Below are 17,745 nucleotides of genomic sequence, written 5' to 3' on the forward strand. Positions count from 1 at the left end.
TGAATGATTTTTCATCTCTCGTTAAGCTGTGCTGAATGCTGAAGATCGAAGACCTGCAGTTGGCCGCGGCTCTGGCCCAGGCGCCCTCACTCAGCGCGGCGGCGCGCGCCTTGAATGTGACGCCGCCGGCCCTGTCGATGCGCCTGCGCAAGCTCGAAGCCGTCCTGGGGCTCGCGCTCGCCGTGCGCAGTTCGCGGCGGCTCAGCCTGACTCCGGAAGGCGAACGATTTGCCCGCGACGCCGCGGCGCTGCTGGCGCAATTGCAGGCGCTGCCCGAATCGCTGCAGCGCGACGACAGCCTGCTTACCGGTACCTTGCGCATTGCCGCGCCATTCGGCTATGGCCGCCATCACATCGCGCCGGTGCTGGCGCGGCTGGCGTTGCGGCATCCTGGCTTGCGGGTCCAACTCGACCTTTGCGAAACGCCGTGGCCCGAGCACCACGACGCCGATGCCGTGGTGCACATAGGCGTGGTGCGCGACTCGACATGGGTGGCGCGCCGTCTGGCGCCCAATGAACGCTGGCTGTGCGCCAGCCCTGGGTACCTGAAGCAGCACGGCACGCCGCGCGAACCGCGCGACCTGATGCAGCACCGTTGCATCTGCATACGCGAGAATAACGAAGACGTTACGTTGTGGCGTTTCAAGCGGCCCGGGCGGCGCGCGCCGGGCCAGAAAGCATTCGAGACCGTGCGCGTGACGCCCGCCTATGTGTCCAACGACGGCAATGTGGCCCGGGCCTGGGCCGAGCAGGGCCTGGGCATGGTCGTCCGTTCGCAGTGGGATGCGGAACCCGCGGTGGCGCGGGGTGCGTTGCTGCGGGTGCTGCCCGCCTGGCAGCTCGATGCTGCGCCGGTGACGCTGCTGGTGCCTGCCCGCAAGGGCCGAAGTGCACGCGTCAAGGCCTTGCTTGAATGCCTGGATGAGTCAGCCTGATCGCCACCGGCGTGGGCTCCTGGCGCAGCACGAAGGCCGCCATGGTGCGGTTCATGGCCGCCGCCTGATCCAGCAGATGTTCGGACGCGGCTGACGCCTGCTCCACCAGCGCGGCGTTCTGCTGCGTGATGTCGTCCATCTGTGCGATGGCCTGGGTCACTTGCTCCACGCCCTGCGTCTGCTCTTCCACGGCCGTGCCGATGGCCGCCACGATGCCCGCCACTTCGCGGATTTCGGCCACCAGATCCTGAATCGACGAGCCCGCGCGCGCAACCTTGGCGGCCCCGTCGTCGATCTGTTCGACCGAATGTTGAATCAGCGCCTTGATCTCTCGCGCGGCGGTGGCCGACTTCTGGGCCAGATTGCGGACTTCGTTGGCGACGACCGCAAAGCCACGGCCCTGTTCGCCGGCCCGCGCCGCTTCCACCGAGGCGTTCAGGGCCAGAATGTTGGTCTGGAAGGCGATGCCCTCGATGAGGGCGATGATTTCGCCTATTTTTCCGGCGCTTTCCTGCACCGCATTGATGGCGGCCGTCGCGTCGCGCGTAACCCGGCCGCCATGGTCCGCCAGGTCCGCGGCATCGCCGGCCCGCTTCCGAGCCATCTGCGCCTGGGCTGCATTGTGGCGAGCAGTCACCGTGAATTGTTCCATTGATGCGGCGGTCTGCTCCAGGCTGGCCGCCTGTTCCTCGGTGCGGCGCGACAGGTCGTGATTGCCGGCGGAAATTTCACGAGCCGCGACCTCGATGGACGCGGCGCTGGCCTGGACTTCGCGCACCGTGGCGCTCAGGCCCACGCTCATGTTGTTCAATGAGCCGAGCAGCTGCGCCACCTCGTCGCGGCCCCGCGGTTCGGCGCGCGTGCTCAGGTCCGCGGCCGCGACGCGGCCCGCCAGCGCCACGGCCTGGGACAGCGGCCGCGTGATCGAACGCGATATCAGCAGACCCAGCGCACCCGCGGCCCCGCAGAGCATCAGCAATACGCCCCACAGCCAGGCCTGCTCGCGCTGGATGGCCGAAACCTGTTGTTGCAGCCCTGTGGTCAATGCGGTGACCTGTTCGATGGACTGGTAAAGCGATTCGAGGTGGGCGCTCGCCTGCGCGAAGAACCCGCGTCGCTCGTCGTCGTCCAGTGTGGCAATGCGGTCCAGTAATGACTGCGTGAGTGCCGTCGAGGTATCGAGTGCAGTGTCGATGCGCGCCGCCATGGCGTCGAGCTCCGCGCTCAACTCCGGCCGGTCGGTACGCGCTCGTGCCAGCTCGTGGCCGATCGCGGTGCGGGCGTCTCTGGCGCGTGCCAGGCTCGTATCCAGCAGCAGGCGGTCGACGTTGGCAATGCTGTCGCGCATCAATGCCGGCGCGGCGCGTGCACGGACTTGTCCCAGTTCTTCGGCTACGGCGGGCAGTTCGCCGTAGGCCACGGCGATCAGGGCCGTCTCCGCGAGTCCGTCATTCACCGTGAGCTGGAAACTGTCCAGCAGTCCGTCCTTCAACTGAAGCAAGTCAGCGATCAGCGCGGTGTGCCGCGCGAAGCTCGCCGCTGACGCGATGGCGGTTGCACCCACATCGGCGCGAAGCCCGGTCCAGTCCCGCCTGAGTTTTTCGGCCTCGGCCACCTGTGGAGCCGGCGCGCCTGCCTGGTGCATAAGCTGCACCAGCTGATCAAAGCCGGCGTCGACGGCGGGCGCCAGGCTGCGCCTGTCGGTTTCGGCCTGTTGGCCGCCGCTCAAAGACATGCTCGAAAGTCCGCGATGCGCCTGCACTATGCGGGTGATCTGCAGAAGACTGCTGATCGGGACGGTGCCGGCGGCTTCCAGCCGCTTGTGCGCCACTGCCTGCCATGCCGCTTGCCCATAAAGAATGAGCGGCAGGGCGAACAACGTGAGGCTGAGTGCGCCCAGCAAGATGAATTTGCGCCGCAGTGACAGCATGCCCAGTAATCGCATCATGACCTTCGCCTATCTTGCCGCGGTGCCGCCTTGAACGGCGGGGACGTGCCGGGCATTGCTCCTTCGGCTGGCTTACGGCAGGGCGGGCGCGGCCTATAGAGAGCGGTGTGCGCGAGGCTTGAGCAAGGTCAAGCGGCCGTCGTGTTGCCGGCCGGGTCGGACCGGGCCACAGGAATGCGGCGGCCGGTCGTGCGGGCCGCGTCTAGGCAGCGTGCGGCCCGGCGCAGCCAAGGCGCGCTGGGCCGTCGTGGCGTCAGATGCACAGCCCTGTCCGGGGGCTGCGACCGGCCCTTGCGTAGCCCTTCAGTGTGTCATGCAGGCCGATCGGCCCGCACGGACCGGCGAGCCCTTTCCAGCGCGTCGCCGATGACGTCCATGTCGCCGATGTGATTGGCCAGCAGCAGGATCAGGGCGGCGTTCAGCTCGGCGCTTTGGGTATCGTCGAGATCGCGATGTGCGTCGATGAGCGCTTCGTAGAAGGCATCGGGAGCCGGGAGATTGGGATCAATGATCAGGGGCATGGTGTCGACTCATTCAGGCGTTGCCCAGCGCGCGCGCCAGCGCGGCGGCCATGGTGGCCGAGTCATATGATCGGCGCCGCGCGGCGACATGCTGGTCGGGACGCAACAGGTAGCAGGTACCAGGCTGGGCGTCGTAGCGCTGGCCAAGAAATCCCTGTGTGTCGTGCACCACCGTGAGCGAGGCGGGCGCATCCAGCGCGGTGCCGTCGCCCACCAGAATCACGCGCACGGGCACCAGTCCGCTGGCCAGCCGGATCAGGGCCGCCAGGGTGGCGTCAGGGGGTAGGCGGCTTCCGCAAAAGAGCGCCAGCACGAAGCGGCCATCCAGGTACGAAAGCCACCATGCGTCGCCGCCGTCCGCGTCGCGCACGGGCGCGTCCAGCGCCACCGCGCCCGGCACCAGCCGGCCCGCGTACTGCTCGACATCCGGCGTGTTCAGGGGCGTGTCGGTATAAGTGCTGGGCAGCGAAAGCCTGCCGCTGTTGACCAGTCCGCGTGCGAACGGATGGTCGCGCGCCAGGTTCAGCACGGCGTTGCGGAAGTTGCGGCTGGCCGCGCTCTTTGGGGTGATGAAGTCGGTAGATCGCGTGGAATTCAACAGGTTCTCGTCGGCGGCCTGTTCGCGTTCGATGGCATAGGTGTCGATCAAGGCTTCGGGAGCCTGCCCTGCGAGGACGGCGTGCAGCTTCCAGGCCAGGTTCTCGGCGTCCTGCACGCCGCTGTTGGCGCCTCGCGCGCCGAATGGCGACACCCGATGCGCAGCGTCGCCCGCGAACACCACCCGGCCATGGCGAAATGCATCCATGCGCTCGCAGGCGAAGGTATAAACGCTGACCCACTCGAGTTCGAACTGCGCGTCGGCACCCAGCAGGGCACGGATGCGCGGCAGAACGTTGGCGGGCTTGACCGCTTCGACAGGGTCGGCGTTCCAGCCCAGCTGGAAGTCGATGCGCCAGACATTATCGGGCTGCATGTGCAGCAGTACCGACTGGTTGGGATGGAATGGCGGGTCGAACCAGAACCAGCGCTCGGCCGGGAAGTCGGCCGTCATGCGCACGTCGGCGATCAGGAAACGGTCCTTGAAGATCCTCCCGTGGCTTTCCTGGCCCAGCAGCTTGCGCACGGGCGAACGGGCGCCATCGCACGCGATCAGCCACTCGGCGCCCAGCGCATAGGGGCCATCCGGCGTCTCGATGGTTATTGCCACGCCATCCGGGCGCTGCGCAACCCCCGCAACCTTGCTTTTCCAGCGCAGGTCGATCAGCGGGTGCGCACAGGCCGCTTCATAGAGATAGCCTTCTACATAGTATTGCTGCAGATTCACAAAGGCAGGACGGCGGTGCCCCGGCTCGGGCAGCAGGTCGAAGCGCCAGACCTCCTGGTCGCGGAAGAAGACGCGCCCCACGTGCCACGACACGCCCTTTGCAGCGATTCGCTCGCCCACGCCCAGCCGGTCCCAGATCTCCAGGGTGCGCTTGGCGAAGCAGATGGCGCGCGATCCGGTCGAAAGCCGGTAGTCATCGTCGAGCACCACGACGGGAATGCCGCGTTGGGCCAGATCGAGCGCGGTGGTCAGCCCGACGGGGCCCGCGCCCACCACCACCACGCGATGCGTGGCAGGGCTGGGGCACGATTGGTCGGCGTGCTTCTGGTAGGCGAATTCCAGCGCCTGGTAATCGATGTGCGTCACGCGTTGTCTCCTGGGGCGGGGCGCGACCCGCCATGGCGCGCCGTGGCGTCCTCTGCCGGGACGCTGGCGCAGCCGGAACGGCTAGTGGGGGCGGGTCAGCCCTCGAGCTGCTGCCACATCTCGCGGTCGCGCTGGTCGGTCCAGATTCGCGGATGATCGTGGCCGGTGGCCTCGTCGTACGCGCGCGATACGTCGAACGGCATGCAGTGATCGAAGATGACCCAGTCGCTGTAGCGCGGCTGCATGAAGTCGTAGACCTCACGGTAGAGGGCTTTCAGGTCTTTGCCGTCGGCCACGCCGCGGTTTACCGCGCCGTACAGGTCGGTCAGGAAGGCGCGCGTACCGGCGAGCCCCTGCCGGACTTCGGCGGCGTTCTTCAGGGCAGGGCCGCGCCCGGGCACCATCTTCTCGGCATTGAACTTCGCCAACGCGTCCAGTGTGGAGGGCCAGTCGCGGAAGTAGGCATCGCCGCAGTATGGCGTGGACTGGTATTCGACCAAGTCGCCCGCAAACAGGATTTTCTGGTCGGGCAGCCAGGCGATGGTGTCACCCTTCGTGTGGCCCCGGCCGACCTGCAGCAGGTGGACTTCGAGATTGCCGAGGTTCACCGTCATGGCGCCCTGGAACGTCATGGTGGGCCACACGAGGCCGGGCGGAATCGATTCGGCGTTGCGAAAGAGTCGCGGAAAACGGCCAATCTCGCTTGCCTTGTCCTGTTCGCCGCGTTCGGCGATCAAGTCGTAGGTGTCGCGGCTGGCCAGGATTTCCTGCGCGTTATACGCCGAGGCGCCGAACACGCGTACCGCGTGATAGTGCGACAGCAGAATGTACTTGATCGGCTTGTCGGTGACTTCGCGGATACGGCGTATCACATCCTGCGCCATGACGGGCGTGGCCTGCGTGTCCACCACCATGACGGCCTCGTCGCCAATGATGACGCCGGTGTTGGGATCTCCCTCGGCGGTGTAGGCATAGGCATTGTCGGACAACTTCTCGAACGACACGACCTTGTCGGCGAGGTCGGCGTGCGACGCGAACTGTTTGCTCATGGTGTCTCCTGTGTATGGATTCGCGGCCGGCTTTCAACGCGGGCCGCTCGGGCAAGCGCAGCGGCGCCACGATCGTGCGGGTGCCCCTGCTGCTGCCGGGGCCAGCCCGTATGCATATCGACTATAGTCTTTGGTTCGTTTTTATGCAATTCATTTGCTATAGACGAATTTAGTCCGCGCGGCGGGCGGCTCGCGTATACGCGGTCCAGCCCGGACGGGCGCGGGCAGGCGGGGTTGCACAAGGTTGCTGCAGTCAGCGTCGCTGGCAGCTGGGGCAGAAATAGGTGGCGCGCTGGCCCTGCACAAGCCGGCGGATGGGCGTGCCGCAAACACGGCATGGCAGGCCCGCGCGTTCGTAGACGGCGGCGTGGATCTCGAAGTAGCTGCCGGGCTGGCCGGTGGCGCCCACGTAGTCGCGCAGCGTGCTGCCCCCCGAGGCCAGGGCGTCGGCCAGGGTCGCGCGCACCATATCGGCCAAACGCGTGCAACGCGTCGGCGACACGCGGCGCGCCGGCGTGCGGGGGTCGATGCCGGCGCGGAATAGACTTTCCGAAGCATAGATATTGCCCACGCCCACCACTGCGTCACCAGCCAGCAGCGCCTGCTTGACGGCAATCGTGCGATGGCGGAAGTGGCTGTGCAGCCAGGCGCCGTCGAAGCGCGGATCGAAGGGCTCTATGCCAAGGCGAGCCAGCAGCGGGTGCGAGGTGACCGGCCCGGCGTCGCCGGGATGCCACAGCACCGCGCCGAAACGGCGCGGATCGTGCAGACGCAGGACGGCATGGTCGAAGACCCAGTCGACATGATCGTGTTTGCGGGGCGCTTCGTCGGCGGGCACGCTGCGCAGCGAGCCCGACATGCCCAGGTGCACGATTTGCGTGCCGTGTTCAAAGCGCAGCAGCAGGTACTTGCCTCGCCGCGCGCATTCGAGCACGGCACGGTCGCTGAGCAGGTCGGGAAGGTCCTGGGGAATGGGCCAGCGCATGCGCGGTTCACGCACCAGCAGGCGGCGCAGGGTCTTGCCCGTGATGACGGCGTCGATGCCGCGGCGCGTGGTTTCGACTTCGGGGAGTTCCGGCATGAGCCAGTGTAAGATGATCGCAGTATAGAGATGATTGTGCCATCAACCGGACAAGGCCGCGTGAAGTCGTTGCTTAATCAAGTTCATCCCGTCGTTGCCATGCTGGCTCTTGCGCTGGCTGGCTTGCAGCCCTTGCCGGCACTGGCGGCCGACCGGCTTCCGGGCGATGCCACCGGGCCGCGCCTGGTGCCCCAGTCGCGTACGCCTGAAACCCAGGTCATCCGGCTGCGGCCGGGCCAGGCGCCACTGGTCACACTGACGGCTGACGTTTTCTACCGTGTGCTGGCCTCTGAGATCGCCGCGCAGCGGGGTATGTACAGTACGGCCGCGTCCACGCTGACGAGCCTCGCGCGCGAAACCGGCGACCCGCGTCTGGCCCGGCGTGCGCTCGAGTTTCAGCTGGCCGGCGGCAACCTGACGGGCGCGCTCGATGCGGCACGCGAATGGGCGCGCCTGGCGCCCAACGACATCGAGGCCTCGTCGACCGAACTGGCCCTGGCGGCCGCGAATGGGCAGACGGCTGGCCTCGCCACCGCGCTGCGCGCGCGCATCGATGCGGCGGCCGACAAGCCGGCCGCCATCGCGCAGGCGCTGGGCGTACTGGGCCGCCTGAGCGACCGCCGGCTCGCCTTGCGCATTCTCGACGATTCGCTCAGCCCCGCCGTGCGCAGGCTGCCCGAAGCCCGCCTGGCGCTGGCCGATGTGGCCCAGGCCGCCGGCGATGACCGCCGCGCTGCCGACGAAGCGCGTGCCGCACTGGCGGCCGACCCCCGCTCCGAGCCTGCGGCGCAGCGCGCGCTGGAATACGGTGCACGGGTCGACGCCCAGCGCGCCGAAAACGAAGCACGCGCCTTCCTGGCCAGGCATCCCGACGCGCGCAAGCTGCAGCTGTCGCTGGCAGGGCTGATGGCCGATCGCGGCGATTACGATGCCGCCCTGGCCGAGCTGCAATCCATGTCGCGCCGGTCACCCGAAGACTTCGATTTGCTCTTCATGCAAGGGCAACTGGCCTACAAGGCGGGGCGCAAAGACCAGGCGCGCGGTCTGGTTCAGCAGTATCTCGACGTGCAGAACCAGCGCCAGGAGTCGCTGGCGCCGGGAGCCAGCGACGCCGCCGCCGCAGAGGCGGACGCGCGCGTGCTGCTGTCGCGCATCGCCGAAGACCAGGGCGACGTGGACGAAGCCGTTGCCCAGCTGGGCCAGATCGAAGATCCCGCATTGCGTTATTCGGCCCAGATGCGCCAGGCGGCATTGCGCGCCAAGCAAGGGCGCATCGATGAGGCCATGGCCATGATAGATGCGGCCCAGCCGCAAGACGAAGACGACCAGGTGCAGGGCGTGCTGACACGCGCGCAGATCCTGCGCGACGCCGGCCGTACTGATCAGGCCGTGGCGGCGCTGGAGGCCGCCAACCGCGCGCAGCCCGACATCACGGAAATCAAGTACGAGCTGGCCATGCTGTACGAGCGGCAGGGGCGTTACGATGACCTTGAAACGCAGCTGCGGCAGGTCATCGCCATCGACCCCGAACACGCCCACGCCTACAACGCGCTGGGCTATACATTGGCAGACCGCAATCAACGCCTTCCCGAGGCGCTTGATCTCATTACGCAGGCGCTCGTATTGCTGCCGGATGACCCCTTCATTCTGGACAGCATGGGATGGGTCAAATTCCGCATGGGCGACCACCCGGCGGCGCTCGAGTACCTGACGCGCGCCTATGCGCAACGTCCCGAGGCCGACATCGCCGCGCACCTGGCCGAAGTGCTTGCCGCACAAGGCAAGCGCGATGAAGCGCTCAAGATGCTTCAGGCGGGCCACCAGAAAGACCCGGCCAACAGCACCTTGCTCGACACGGCCAAACGGCTGGGGGTGTCGCTGTGACGGCCGTTGCCGGAAACCCGGTTCGGGCCGGCGGGCGCCTGCTGGGCTGGCTGGCGGCCGGCGCCGTGGCGTTGCTGGCGGGTTGCGCGAGCGTACCCGATGCGCCGACGGGCATGCACACCGATGCCTTCGCGCGTGGCGGCCGGTTTGCCGTCACCGTCACCGAAGCCACCGGCCAGCAGCAGGCCGTGCAAGGCGGGTTCACCTGGCGCGACGACGGGCAGCGCTATCAGCTCGATCTCACCAACCCCTTGGGTTCTACCGAGGCCCGCGTCGAAGGCCGCCCCGGTCATGCCACGCTGACCAAGGCCGACGGCACGGTGCTGCGGGCCGAAACGCCCGACGCGCTGGCTGAAGAAGCGCTGGGCGGCCCCGTGCCGGTCGCCAGCCTGCGTGACTGGCTGCGCGGCCGGGTCGCCGAAGGGGCTGCCGTGACGCGCCTCGAACGCGATGCCCAGGGGCGCCCGGTTTCGTTCGAACAAGACGGATGGCAGGCTCGCCTGTCGCGCTACGACGACCAGGGACCTGGCCTGCTGGTGCTGCAGCGTGCCGAACCGGGCCGCCGCATCATGGTGCGGCTGGCAGTCAGCCAGCCCTGATCTTCCGCCATGCTCTACGACGTTCCCGCACCGGCCAAGGTGAATCTCTTTCTGCACGTGGTCGGGCGCCGGCCTGACGGCTACCACCTGTTGCAAACGGTCTTCCGCTTCATTGACTTGTGCGACACGCTGCATTTCGAATTGCGGGCCGACGGCCGCATCGAGCGAGCCCACGACTTGCCGGGCGTCGCGCCCGAGCACGACCTCAGCCTGCGCGCCGCGCGCGCGCTGCAGCAGGCGACCGGCACGCGGCAGGGCGTGACCATCACGCTCGAAAAATGCATACCGCAGGGTGGCGGCCTGGGCGGCGGGTCCAGCGACGCGGCCTCGACGCTGATCGCGCTGAATCGGCTGTGGGCCACGGGGCTGACGCGCCGCGAATTGATGGCGCTGGCGCTGCCGCTGGGTGCCGACGTGCCGGTGTTCGTCTTCGGCCAATCGGCCTTTGCCGAAGGCATAGGCGAACAGCTGAGCCCGGTCGAATTGCCGCCGGCGGCCTACCTTGTCGCCCAGCCTGATGCCAGCGTGCCCACGGCTGGCGTTTTTTCCAGCCCCGATTTGACACGCGACACACCTTCAGTCACAATAGCGGACTTTCTTGCCTTGCAAGATTTTCGCGCAGATTGCGATGCAGGCCGCGCGGGGCATCTTGGCAGGTTTTTTGGCAGAAACGACTTGGAACCGGTGGTTTACCGGCGCTACCCTGAAGTGCATAGGGCTGCGCAGTGGCTGTCGGGGCATGGTATCCATGTCCGCATGTCGGGGTCCGGCGCTTGTTTGTTCGCGCAGTACGCCACCATGCAGCAGGCCGTTTTGGCTCAGCAGGAAATTACCGCTACAATGCGCGTCGCTGGTGAATCAACCGGCAACACGCAGCCAGGGTTCCGGTTATTGCGGGCATGTCCCGGTTTGGCCGAACACCCGTTGCGGAACTGGATTGCAAGATAGTTGGGGAGTCGCCAAGCTGGTTAAGGCACCGGATTTTGATTCCGGCATGCGAAGGTTCGAATCCTTCCTCCCCAGCCACCCTACAAATAAAAAAGCTGTTGAACGCGCCCGTCAGACACTGGCCTCGGTTCAGCAGCTTTTTTTATTGCCGGTTTTCCGGCATGCAGCTCACGTTAGCGTTCCAAACGACAAACGACCATCGCAGCTTCCATCATGGCAAACGACAGCTTCATGATCTTCACGGGTACGGCCAATACACGCCTGGCCGTAGACGTAGTCAATCATCTCGATATGTCCCTGGGCAAGATGACGGTGGGCCGCTTCTCCGACGGGGAAGTCATGGTCGAAATCAATGAGAACGTGCGCGGCAAAGACGTTTTCGTGCTGCAGCCCACCTGTGCGCCCACCAACGACAACCTGATGGAAATCATGGTGATGGTCGACGCACTGCGCCGAGCCTCGGCCGGGCGCATCACCGCAGCCATTCCGTACTTCGGCTATGCGCGCCAGGACCGCCGTCCGCGCTCGGCGCGCGTGGCCATTTCGGCCAAGGTCGTGGCCAACATGCTGCAGGTCGCCGGTGTCGACCGCGTGCTCACGATGGATCTGCACGCCGACCAGATCCAGGGTTTCTTCGATATTCCGGTCGACAACATCTACGCGGGTCCGATCTTGCTGGGCGACATCTGGCGCCGCAACTTCTCGAACCTGGTCGTCGTGTCGCCCGACATCGGCGGCGTGGTGCGCGCCCGGGCGCTCGCCAAGCAGCTCGAGGCCGATCTGGCCATCATCGACAAGCGGCGTCCGCGCGCCAATGTGTCCGAAGTCATGAACATCATCGGCGAGGTCGATGGCCGCACCTGCATCATCATGGACGACATGGTCGACACGGCAGGTACGCTGTGCAAGGCTGCGCAGGCGCTGAAAGACCGCGGCGCCGGTGCCGTCTACGCCTATTGCACGCACCCTGTGCTGTCGGGCGGTGCCATCGATCGCATCGAGGCCTCCGAGCTCGATGAGCTCGTCGTCACCGATACCATTCCGCTGTCCGAACAGGGCCAGGGCAGCGGTAAAATCCGCCAGCTGTCGTGCGCGGCATTGCTGGGCGAGACCATTCTGCGCATTTCCAATGCCGAATCGGTCAGCTCGCTGTTCGTCGACTGAGCACGCCGGCGCCAGCCCCGAAATTCCCGTATTTGCCTGCCTGCTGGTCGCGGCAGACGGGCAAACAACACGGTGCGCATGTTGCGCGCCGTGCCATTAACCGGCGACCCCACGGTTGCCAGATTGTCTGGAGTTATCCATGAAATTCAATGCCACTGCGCGTAGCGTCCAGGGTTCGAGTGCGAGCCGCCGCCTGCGCCGCGCGGGCCGCGTTCCCGCCATTGTCTATGGCGGAACGGCTGCCCCCCTGAACATCGAACTCGACCACAACGAGATCTTCCACGCCCTGCGCAAGGAAGAATTTCACGCCTCGATCCTGCAAATGGTCTTCGAAGGCAAGGAAGAGCCTGTGCTGCTGCGTGCGGTTCAATGGCATGCCTACAAGCCGCAAGTCATGCACGTCGATTTCCAGCGCGTCGATGCCAATCAGGCCCTGACCACCAAGGTGCCCCTGCACTTCGTGAATGGCGAGAACTCGCCTGCCGTCAAGCTAAGCGGCGCCATCATCAGCCACGTGCTGACCGAACTGGAAATCACCTGCCTGCCCTCGGCATTGCCGCAGTTCATCGAAGTCGACCTGGGCAGCCTGATCGGCGGCGGCTCGGTGCACCTGGCCGACATCAAGCTGCCTCTGGGCGTGACCTACGTGCCCCATGGCGGCGAGGCCAACCCGCTGCTGGCTTCGGCCGTGGTCAAGGGTGGTGCCGCTGAAGACGAAGGCGACGCCGCTGCGGACACTCCGGCCGCTTAAGCGGTTGGTATCCAAATCGTCGCTGGTGCCCGGCTTCGCCGGGCGCTTCGCCAGAACCCTGCGTGTGCGGTTGCATGCGCAGGGTTTTTTGTGTAGTAAGGCATCATGTCTATCGCCATACGCCTGATAGTGGGGCTGGGTAACCCGGGCCCAGATTACGAAACCACCCGCCACAACGCCGGCTTCTGGTTGGCCGATCATCTGGCCGACGACCTGCGCGCATCGTTCACGCTCGAAAAGGGCTTTTTCGGCATGGTCGCCAAAGCGCGCCATGCCGGCGACAGTGTGTTGCTGGCCAAGCCCATCACCTACATGAATCGTTCGGGCCAGTCCGTCGGGGCCTTGGCCCGCTTCTATAAATTCGTGCCCGAACAGGTGCTGGTGCTGCATGACGAACTGGATCTGCTGCCCGGACAGGTCAAGCTCAAGCAGGGCGGCGGGCATGCGGGCCACAACGGCCTGAAAGACATCCAGGCATCCCTGGGCAGTCCGAATTTCTGGCGTCTGCGCATCGGCATCGGTCATCCGCGCACACTGGGTCTGGCCCAGCAGGTCGCCGATTTTGTACTGCATCCGCCGCGCCGCGAAGAACAGAGCGCCATCGACGAGGTCATCCATCGCTGCCGCGCCGTCGTGCCGGCCATGCTGGACGGCGACTTCGCGCTGGCCACACGTCAATTGCACAGCGGCAACGGGGCCTGACGCCGCATGTCTCCGGCATCCACCAAAGGGCGTCAAAACTTGCCATTCCGACACGAGCTCGCTGATTTCTGGCGATTCCTGCGCCAGCCCGACCTGCGCCGCCTGCCGAACCGCCGTGCGGGCAGCAGCCTGGGCAGTGACTGGCTGCCGGGGGCGCCTGTCACGCGCCTGCTGGCGTGGGCGGCGTTGCTGTGGGGGCTGAATCTGTTTGCACTGGGGCCGATCGCGGTCACGGTGGCCGGGGCAGCAGGCGCTGCCCATCGGCTCGACCCGGCCGCCATCCCGTGGCTCACGGCGGTACTATGGGCGCCGCTCATCGAAGAAACGCTGTTCCGCTATGGCTTGCGACGGCCCGTGCAGGCGCTGTGGGTGTGTCCGGCCATTTTGCCGCCGCTGTTGTGGGGCGTGCAGGGGTGGACGCTGGCGTGGGCAGCGGCAGTGCTGCTGCTGGCCAGCTGGCCGCTGGCGCGCGGCCGCATCAGCCGCACGCGCTGGCGCATGGATTGGCGGCGGCACTACCGCCTGCACTTCGGCTGGGTGTTTCACCTGTCGTCGCTGGGGTTTGCCATTGTGCACTTGAACAACTTCGTGCTGGCCGACACCGCTTACTGGATGCTGCCGCTGCTGGTGCTGCCTCAATGGGCCACCGGCTTGTTGCTGGGGTGGATGAGAGTACGGCGCGGCATCGGCGCGTCGGTCGCGCTGCACGGCATTTTCAATGCCGGACCTATGCTGCTGATCATCCTGGTGCTGGCCGGCGGCGGCCCGGCTGACGTATGACGCCAACAGCGGGGCAGAAAGATGCTGTGAATGAATAAGTAAAAATGTAATATTCACAGCGTTTTCTGTATCCATCTCCGCATTTAATGATTCTCGAGGAAGTTGCTACAGCGGTACCGCATTCCCCCACTGTGCAGCTGCAGCTGTTAGGGCCTCTGGAATTAACGGTGCATCGCGAGCACCGTACGCATCTGCTGACGTACGACAAGCCCCGCATTCTGCTGGCGTTATTGGCGCTCGCTGGCGGCGAGCCGTGGTCGCGCGCGCGGCTGGTCGAGCTGCTGTGGCCAAACATATCCGAGGCGCAAGGCAAGGCACGCATGCGCCACGCGCTGCACGTGTTGCGTCAGGTGTTTGCCGACTGCCCCGACGCGCTGGTGATCGACACGGATCGCCTGGCGATGCCCGCTGCGGCGGTCCAGGTCGACGCATTGGCGGTCCTGGCGGATGGCGAGGCGGCGCTCGAAGACGAGATGTGCCTGGCGATCTACCGCGGCCCTTTGCTCGCCGACTTGCGGTCGCGCATCGAAGAGGGCCTGGCGGAATGGGTTGAACATTGGGATCAGCGCCTGCATCGACGCCTGGCGCACTGCCGTCAACGCCTGGTTTCCAGGTGGGTGGCGCGCAATCAGTTGCGCGATGCGTTACGGCATGCCCGTCGCTGGGTGGAGGTCTGGCCATACGACGAGGCTTGTCATCGAATCCTGATCGACGTGCTGGCGCGCAGCGCGCGGCATGATGAGGCGCGGCAGGCCTATGCGGCGTGCAAGGCGGCGCTTGCCAGCGGCCTGGGGGTCTCGCCGGACGCCCAGACGGAAGAATTGGTTGCGGGCCTGCCCATCTCGAATGCCCTGTGCGATGCAGGCGGTGACGACGGTGAACGGCCGCAGGGGCGGCCGCTTGCCGTGCTAGCCGTGACCCTGAGCTGGCGCATCGGCAGTGGCAGCGATGAGTTGGGCGCCGCCGATCTGGAGGGCCTGGACCGCCTGAGCGCCGCCATCAGGCGCCACATGCGGCAGTACGGCGCCTGGCTGGCCCCGGCCGGCGGCAATCAGTTCATTGCTTACCTGGGATTCCCGAATGTGTCGGAAACGCCGGCACGGCGCGGCGCGGCACTGGCCCAGGCCCTTCAGAGGCTGCCATTGCCAAGCCGCCTGACGCTGTGCGTCGGTATGCATGCCGGCATTGCGCCATGCACGCGCGGCGTGCGACCGGACAATGGCAGCCTGCTGGCCCAGATCGCACTGGCGCTGGCCGCTCAGGCCCGGCCCGGCGAGGTACTGTTGAGCCCCGCCGCGGTGGCGCGCTTGCCTGAATTCGAGGTCCATTCAGTACAGCGCCATGACCAGGCCTTGCCCTTGCTGGGGCCCCGACGACCGGTGGCGCTGCCGCGCATGCACGGGCGGGCCGACGCGTTCGCGGCGCTGGCGGATGCGTGGAACACATGTGTAGAGTCGCGCCGCAATGTCGACCTCGATTTGTATGGCGCGCCCGGCATGGGCAGGTCGGTGCTGGCGGCCAGCCTGGCCAGGCGAGCGCAGCAGTGTGGCGGCGAAGTGGTCTGGCTGCAATGCATGCAGGATCTGTCTGATCAGCCGCTGCATCCGCTGCGTTTGTGGTTACTCGATCGTCTGCCGCCCGCCGCGTTGGCGAGCCCCGCCGACATGGCCCACCTGCTGGGCATGCCGTTGGGCGAGTGTTCGGGCTTGCTGGCGTTATTGCAGTTGGGCGCCGACCCGGTGCCCGCGACCATGGACCAGGATGCGCTCGACGCCGCCTGCAAGGTGATGGAGCATGCCGCGCATGCTGACAGGGCGTTGCTTATCGTGGTTGATGACGTGCAATGGGCCGATACACTCACGCACCAATGGCTGGCCATTTTGCCCCGTTGCAGTTTCGGCCGGCCGATCATGCTGTTGAGCACGCATCGCACACAAGATGTGGAGCGGCGTCGCGGCCTGCATTACCAACTTCAGCCGCTGGAGGACGCGGCAAGGGCCGGTCTGCTGGCGCACCACTGCCGCGGCTCGGCGCTCGGCAAGCAGGTGCTGGCCGAGATCGGCCGGCAGGGCGGGGGCAATCCCGCGCTGATGTGCATGATGCTGGACCTGGCTGTCGACGGGCAGGATATCAGTCGGCCGCCCGCGCTGCGCGATCGTGTCTGTGCCCTGTTGCTGGAACTCGATCCGGACACGCGACGGCTGGCCTATCTGTGCGCCTTGTACGATGCGCCGCTGTCGGCGGGACAGGCCGCGGCACTGTTGGGCCGGGCCGAATCCGATCTCAAGCCCCTTTTGCAAAACTTGCGCCGGGCAGGCGTGCTGCGAACATCATCGGCCGAGCTGCTGCGATGCAACCCATTGATCGCCGCGGCGATCAGCGACCTGATGCCGCAAGGCGTAGCCGCTGCCCTGAGCTTGACGATTGCGCAGCACTTGCTGGAACTGGACCCGCCCAAGCGGCGGATCGCGGCGTTTCTGCACCGGGCGGGCGACGCTCGCGCGCCGGCCTGGTGGAAGGCAGCGGCCGCCGATGCCATGCAGGCAGGTGCGCTGCGCGAAGCCGCGGAGCTGGTCGAGCGGGCCTTGCGCAGCAGCGCCGACATTCGCGACGAAGCCGAGCGCGAACGCCTGGTCTTCGACTGCCAGATGCTGCGGGGGTCCATCATTGCCGCCACGTCGGGGCCCGCGCATCCCGATGCGGCATCTTCGTTCGGCTTGGCGGCCGGTCTGCGGCCTGCGGGCGACTTGAGCAGCATGGTCCAGACCCTGTGGGCGAAATGGATGACCACGCAGAATGCCGGCGCGCACGCTGAAGCGCTGAAGCTGGCCCAGCAATTATTGCAGACTGCCATGTCGTTTCAGGACGCAGGCGCGCAGGCCTGGGCTTCTTATGCCGTGGCTCAGCATTATCTCTGGCGCGGCGTGGGCGGCGAGGCCGAATCGTTGCTGCTGCAAGCCGAGGCCCTGCTTGATGAAGTGCCCGCTCCGCCAGAGCCCGCCGTCGGGCAAACCAGCGCGCTGATTCCGGCGTCGCTGGCACTGGCCTACGGACTGCAGGGCAAGTACGAGCAGGCCTTCGACGCGATTGCGCGCGCGACAGTGCAGGCGACGCGGGCTCAGGCCTGGGCGGTGGTGTTGCTCTGCCGCCTGGCCGAGGCACGCATCCATTATCTGCGAGGCGGCTGGCAGCGCGCGGGGCAACTGGCCGACGAAGTCGTCATGCATGCGCGGTCTGCAGACGAGCTGACCGCCTGGCGTGCCGTGGCCTCAGGCTACGCCATGCTGGCGCGCGTGTTGGCGTCGCGCGATCCATCCGCGTTAGCAGCCATGGAAGATGCGCTGCCACTGATCCGAGTCGGGCTCCCCGTTTCTGTAGACGGGCATTTGTGCCTGCTTGCCCGGGCGCGCATCGCGATGGGCGACGCGCACGGCGCCGAAGCGCTGCTGGACGAAGCCGAGGCCTTGGGCAGCGCACATGGTTCAAGCAGCCTGACGTCCGAAATCCATTGCCTGCGTGGCGACGCGCGGGCCCTGTCGGGCGACGACTTCCGCGCGCAGGCCCACTGGCGCCACGCCCGCGATGAGGCCGTCGCGATGGCGCAGCGGCCGTATGTGGATTGGGCCGAGGCCCGCCTGAACGCGGTGCAGGCCGCCATGCAACCGTGACGCCCCGCCGCATGTTACCGCCTCG

General features: G+C 66.6%; 13 protein-coding genes, 1 tRNA gene and 1 pseudogene. 10 read left to right on the forward strand and 5 right to left on the reverse strand.

The genetic code is table 11. The features are described 5' to 3' along the window. The first annotated feature begins 35 nt into the window (after positions 1 to 35). Positions 36 to 935, forward strand: coding sequence for a LysR family transcriptional regulator (locus tag ACV17W_RS17555; RefSeq protein ID WP_462593631.1), 900 nt, complete (start codon positions 36 to 38; stop codon positions 933 to 935). On the opposite strand, the gene ACV17W_RS17560 is transcribed toward ACV17W_RS17555, so the two are convergent. The 5 genes from ACV17W_RS17560 to mutM form a co-directional block, all read right to left on the reverse strand. After that, positions 898 to 2,883 (reverse strand): methyl-accepting chemotaxis protein, encoded by a 1,986-nt coding sequence (locus tag ACV17W_RS17560; RefSeq protein ID WP_462593632.1) that lies wholly within the window; start codon positions 2,881 to 2,883, stop codon positions 898 to 900. The two genes, ACV17W_RS17555 and ACV17W_RS17560, sit on opposite strands and share 38 nt — an antisense overlap. Positions 2,884 to 3,194: 311 nt before the next feature. Beyond that, positions 3,195 to 3,404, reverse strand: a complete 210-nt coding sequence (locus ACV17W_RS17565; RefSeq protein WP_462593633.1) for a DUF2783 domain-containing protein — start codon at positions 3,402 to 3,404, stop codon at positions 3,195 to 3,197. A gap of 13 nt (positions 3,405 to 3,417) precedes the next feature. Then, on the reverse strand, positions 3,418 to 5,094 hold the full coding sequence (locus tag ACV17W_RS17570) for an FAD-dependent oxidoreductase (RefSeq protein ID WP_462593634.1): 1,677 nt from the start codon (positions 5,092 to 5,094) through the stop codon (positions 3,418 to 3,420). Positions 5,095 to 5,189: 95 nt separating this feature from the next. After that, entirely contained in the window at positions 5,190 to 6,143 is a 954-nt protein-coding gene (locus ACV17W_RS17575) for an MBL fold metallo-hydrolase (RefSeq protein WP_462593635.1), read from the reverse strand. 253 nt (positions 6,144 to 6,396) lie between these two features. After that, positions 6,397 to 7,224, reverse strand: coding sequence for a bifunctional DNA-formamidopyrimidine glycosylase/DNA-(apurinic or apyrimidinic site) lyase (mutM, locus tag ACV17W_RS17580; protein WP_462593636.1), 828 nt, complete (start codon positions 7,222 to 7,224; stop codon positions 6,397 to 6,399). Here mutM and ACV17W_RS17585 point away from each other — a divergent pair. From ACV17W_RS17585 to ACV17W_RS17625, 9 genes and pseudogenes are all read left to right on the forward strand, one after another. Next, positions 7,223 to 9,108, forward strand: a pseudogene (locus ACV17W_RS17585) (tetratricopeptide repeat protein). The gene mutM and the pseudogene ACV17W_RS17585 overlap by 2 nt on opposite strands. A 41-nt stretch (positions 9,109 to 9,149) precedes the next feature. Next, positions 9,150 to 9,707: a lipoprotein insertase outer membrane protein LolB gene (lolB, locus tag ACV17W_RS17590; protein ID WP_462596579.1), complete on the forward strand. Its 558-nt coding sequence runs from the start codon at positions 9,150 to 9,152 to the stop codon at positions 9,705 to 9,707. Between the two features lie 9 nt (positions 9,708 to 9,716). Continuing rightward, a complete protein-coding gene (ispE, locus tag ACV17W_RS17595; protein WP_462593637.1) occupies positions 9,717 to 10,655 on the forward strand; it encodes a 4-(cytidine 5'-diphospho)-2-C-methyl-D-erythritol kinase in 939 nt (312 codons plus the stop codon). A gap of 1 nt (position 10,656) precedes the next feature. Beyond that, positions 10,657 to 10,733: transfer RNA gene (locus ACV17W_RS17600), tRNA-Gln, on the forward strand. A gap of 135 nt (positions 10,734 to 10,868) precedes the next feature. Next, positions 10,869 to 11,819 (forward strand): ribose-phosphate pyrophosphokinase, encoded by a 951-nt coding sequence (locus ACV17W_RS17605; protein ID WP_462593638.1) that lies wholly within the window; start codon positions 10,869 to 10,871, stop codon positions 11,817 to 11,819. Positions 11,820 to 11,958: 139 nt separating this feature from the next. Further along, a complete protein-coding gene (locus ACV17W_RS17610; protein WP_462593639.1) occupies positions 11,959 to 12,570 on the forward strand; it encodes a 50S ribosomal protein L25/general stress protein Ctc in 612 nt (203 codons plus the stop codon). Between the two features lie 105 nt (positions 12,571 to 12,675). Next, positions 12,676 to 13,272, forward strand: coding sequence for an aminoacyl-tRNA hydrolase (gene pth, locus ACV17W_RS17615; RefSeq protein ID WP_462593640.1), 597 nt, complete (start codon positions 12,676 to 12,678; stop codon positions 13,270 to 13,272). Between the two features lie 6 nt (positions 13,273 to 13,278). Next, a complete protein-coding gene (locus ACV17W_RS17620; RefSeq protein WP_462593641.1) occupies positions 13,279 to 14,052 on the forward strand; it encodes a CPBP family glutamic-type intramembrane protease in 774 nt (257 codons plus the stop codon). 167 nt (positions 14,053 to 14,219) lie between these two features. Beyond that, positions 14,220 to 17,720, forward strand: coding sequence for a BTAD domain-containing putative transcriptional regulator (locus ACV17W_RS17625; RefSeq protein ID WP_462593642.1), 3,501 nt, complete (start codon positions 14,220 to 14,222; stop codon positions 17,718 to 17,720). The last annotated feature ends 25 nt before the right edge of the window (positions 17,721 to 17,745 follow it).

Source organism: Bordetella sp. MIP270_01_BMS, assembly GCF_054958705.1.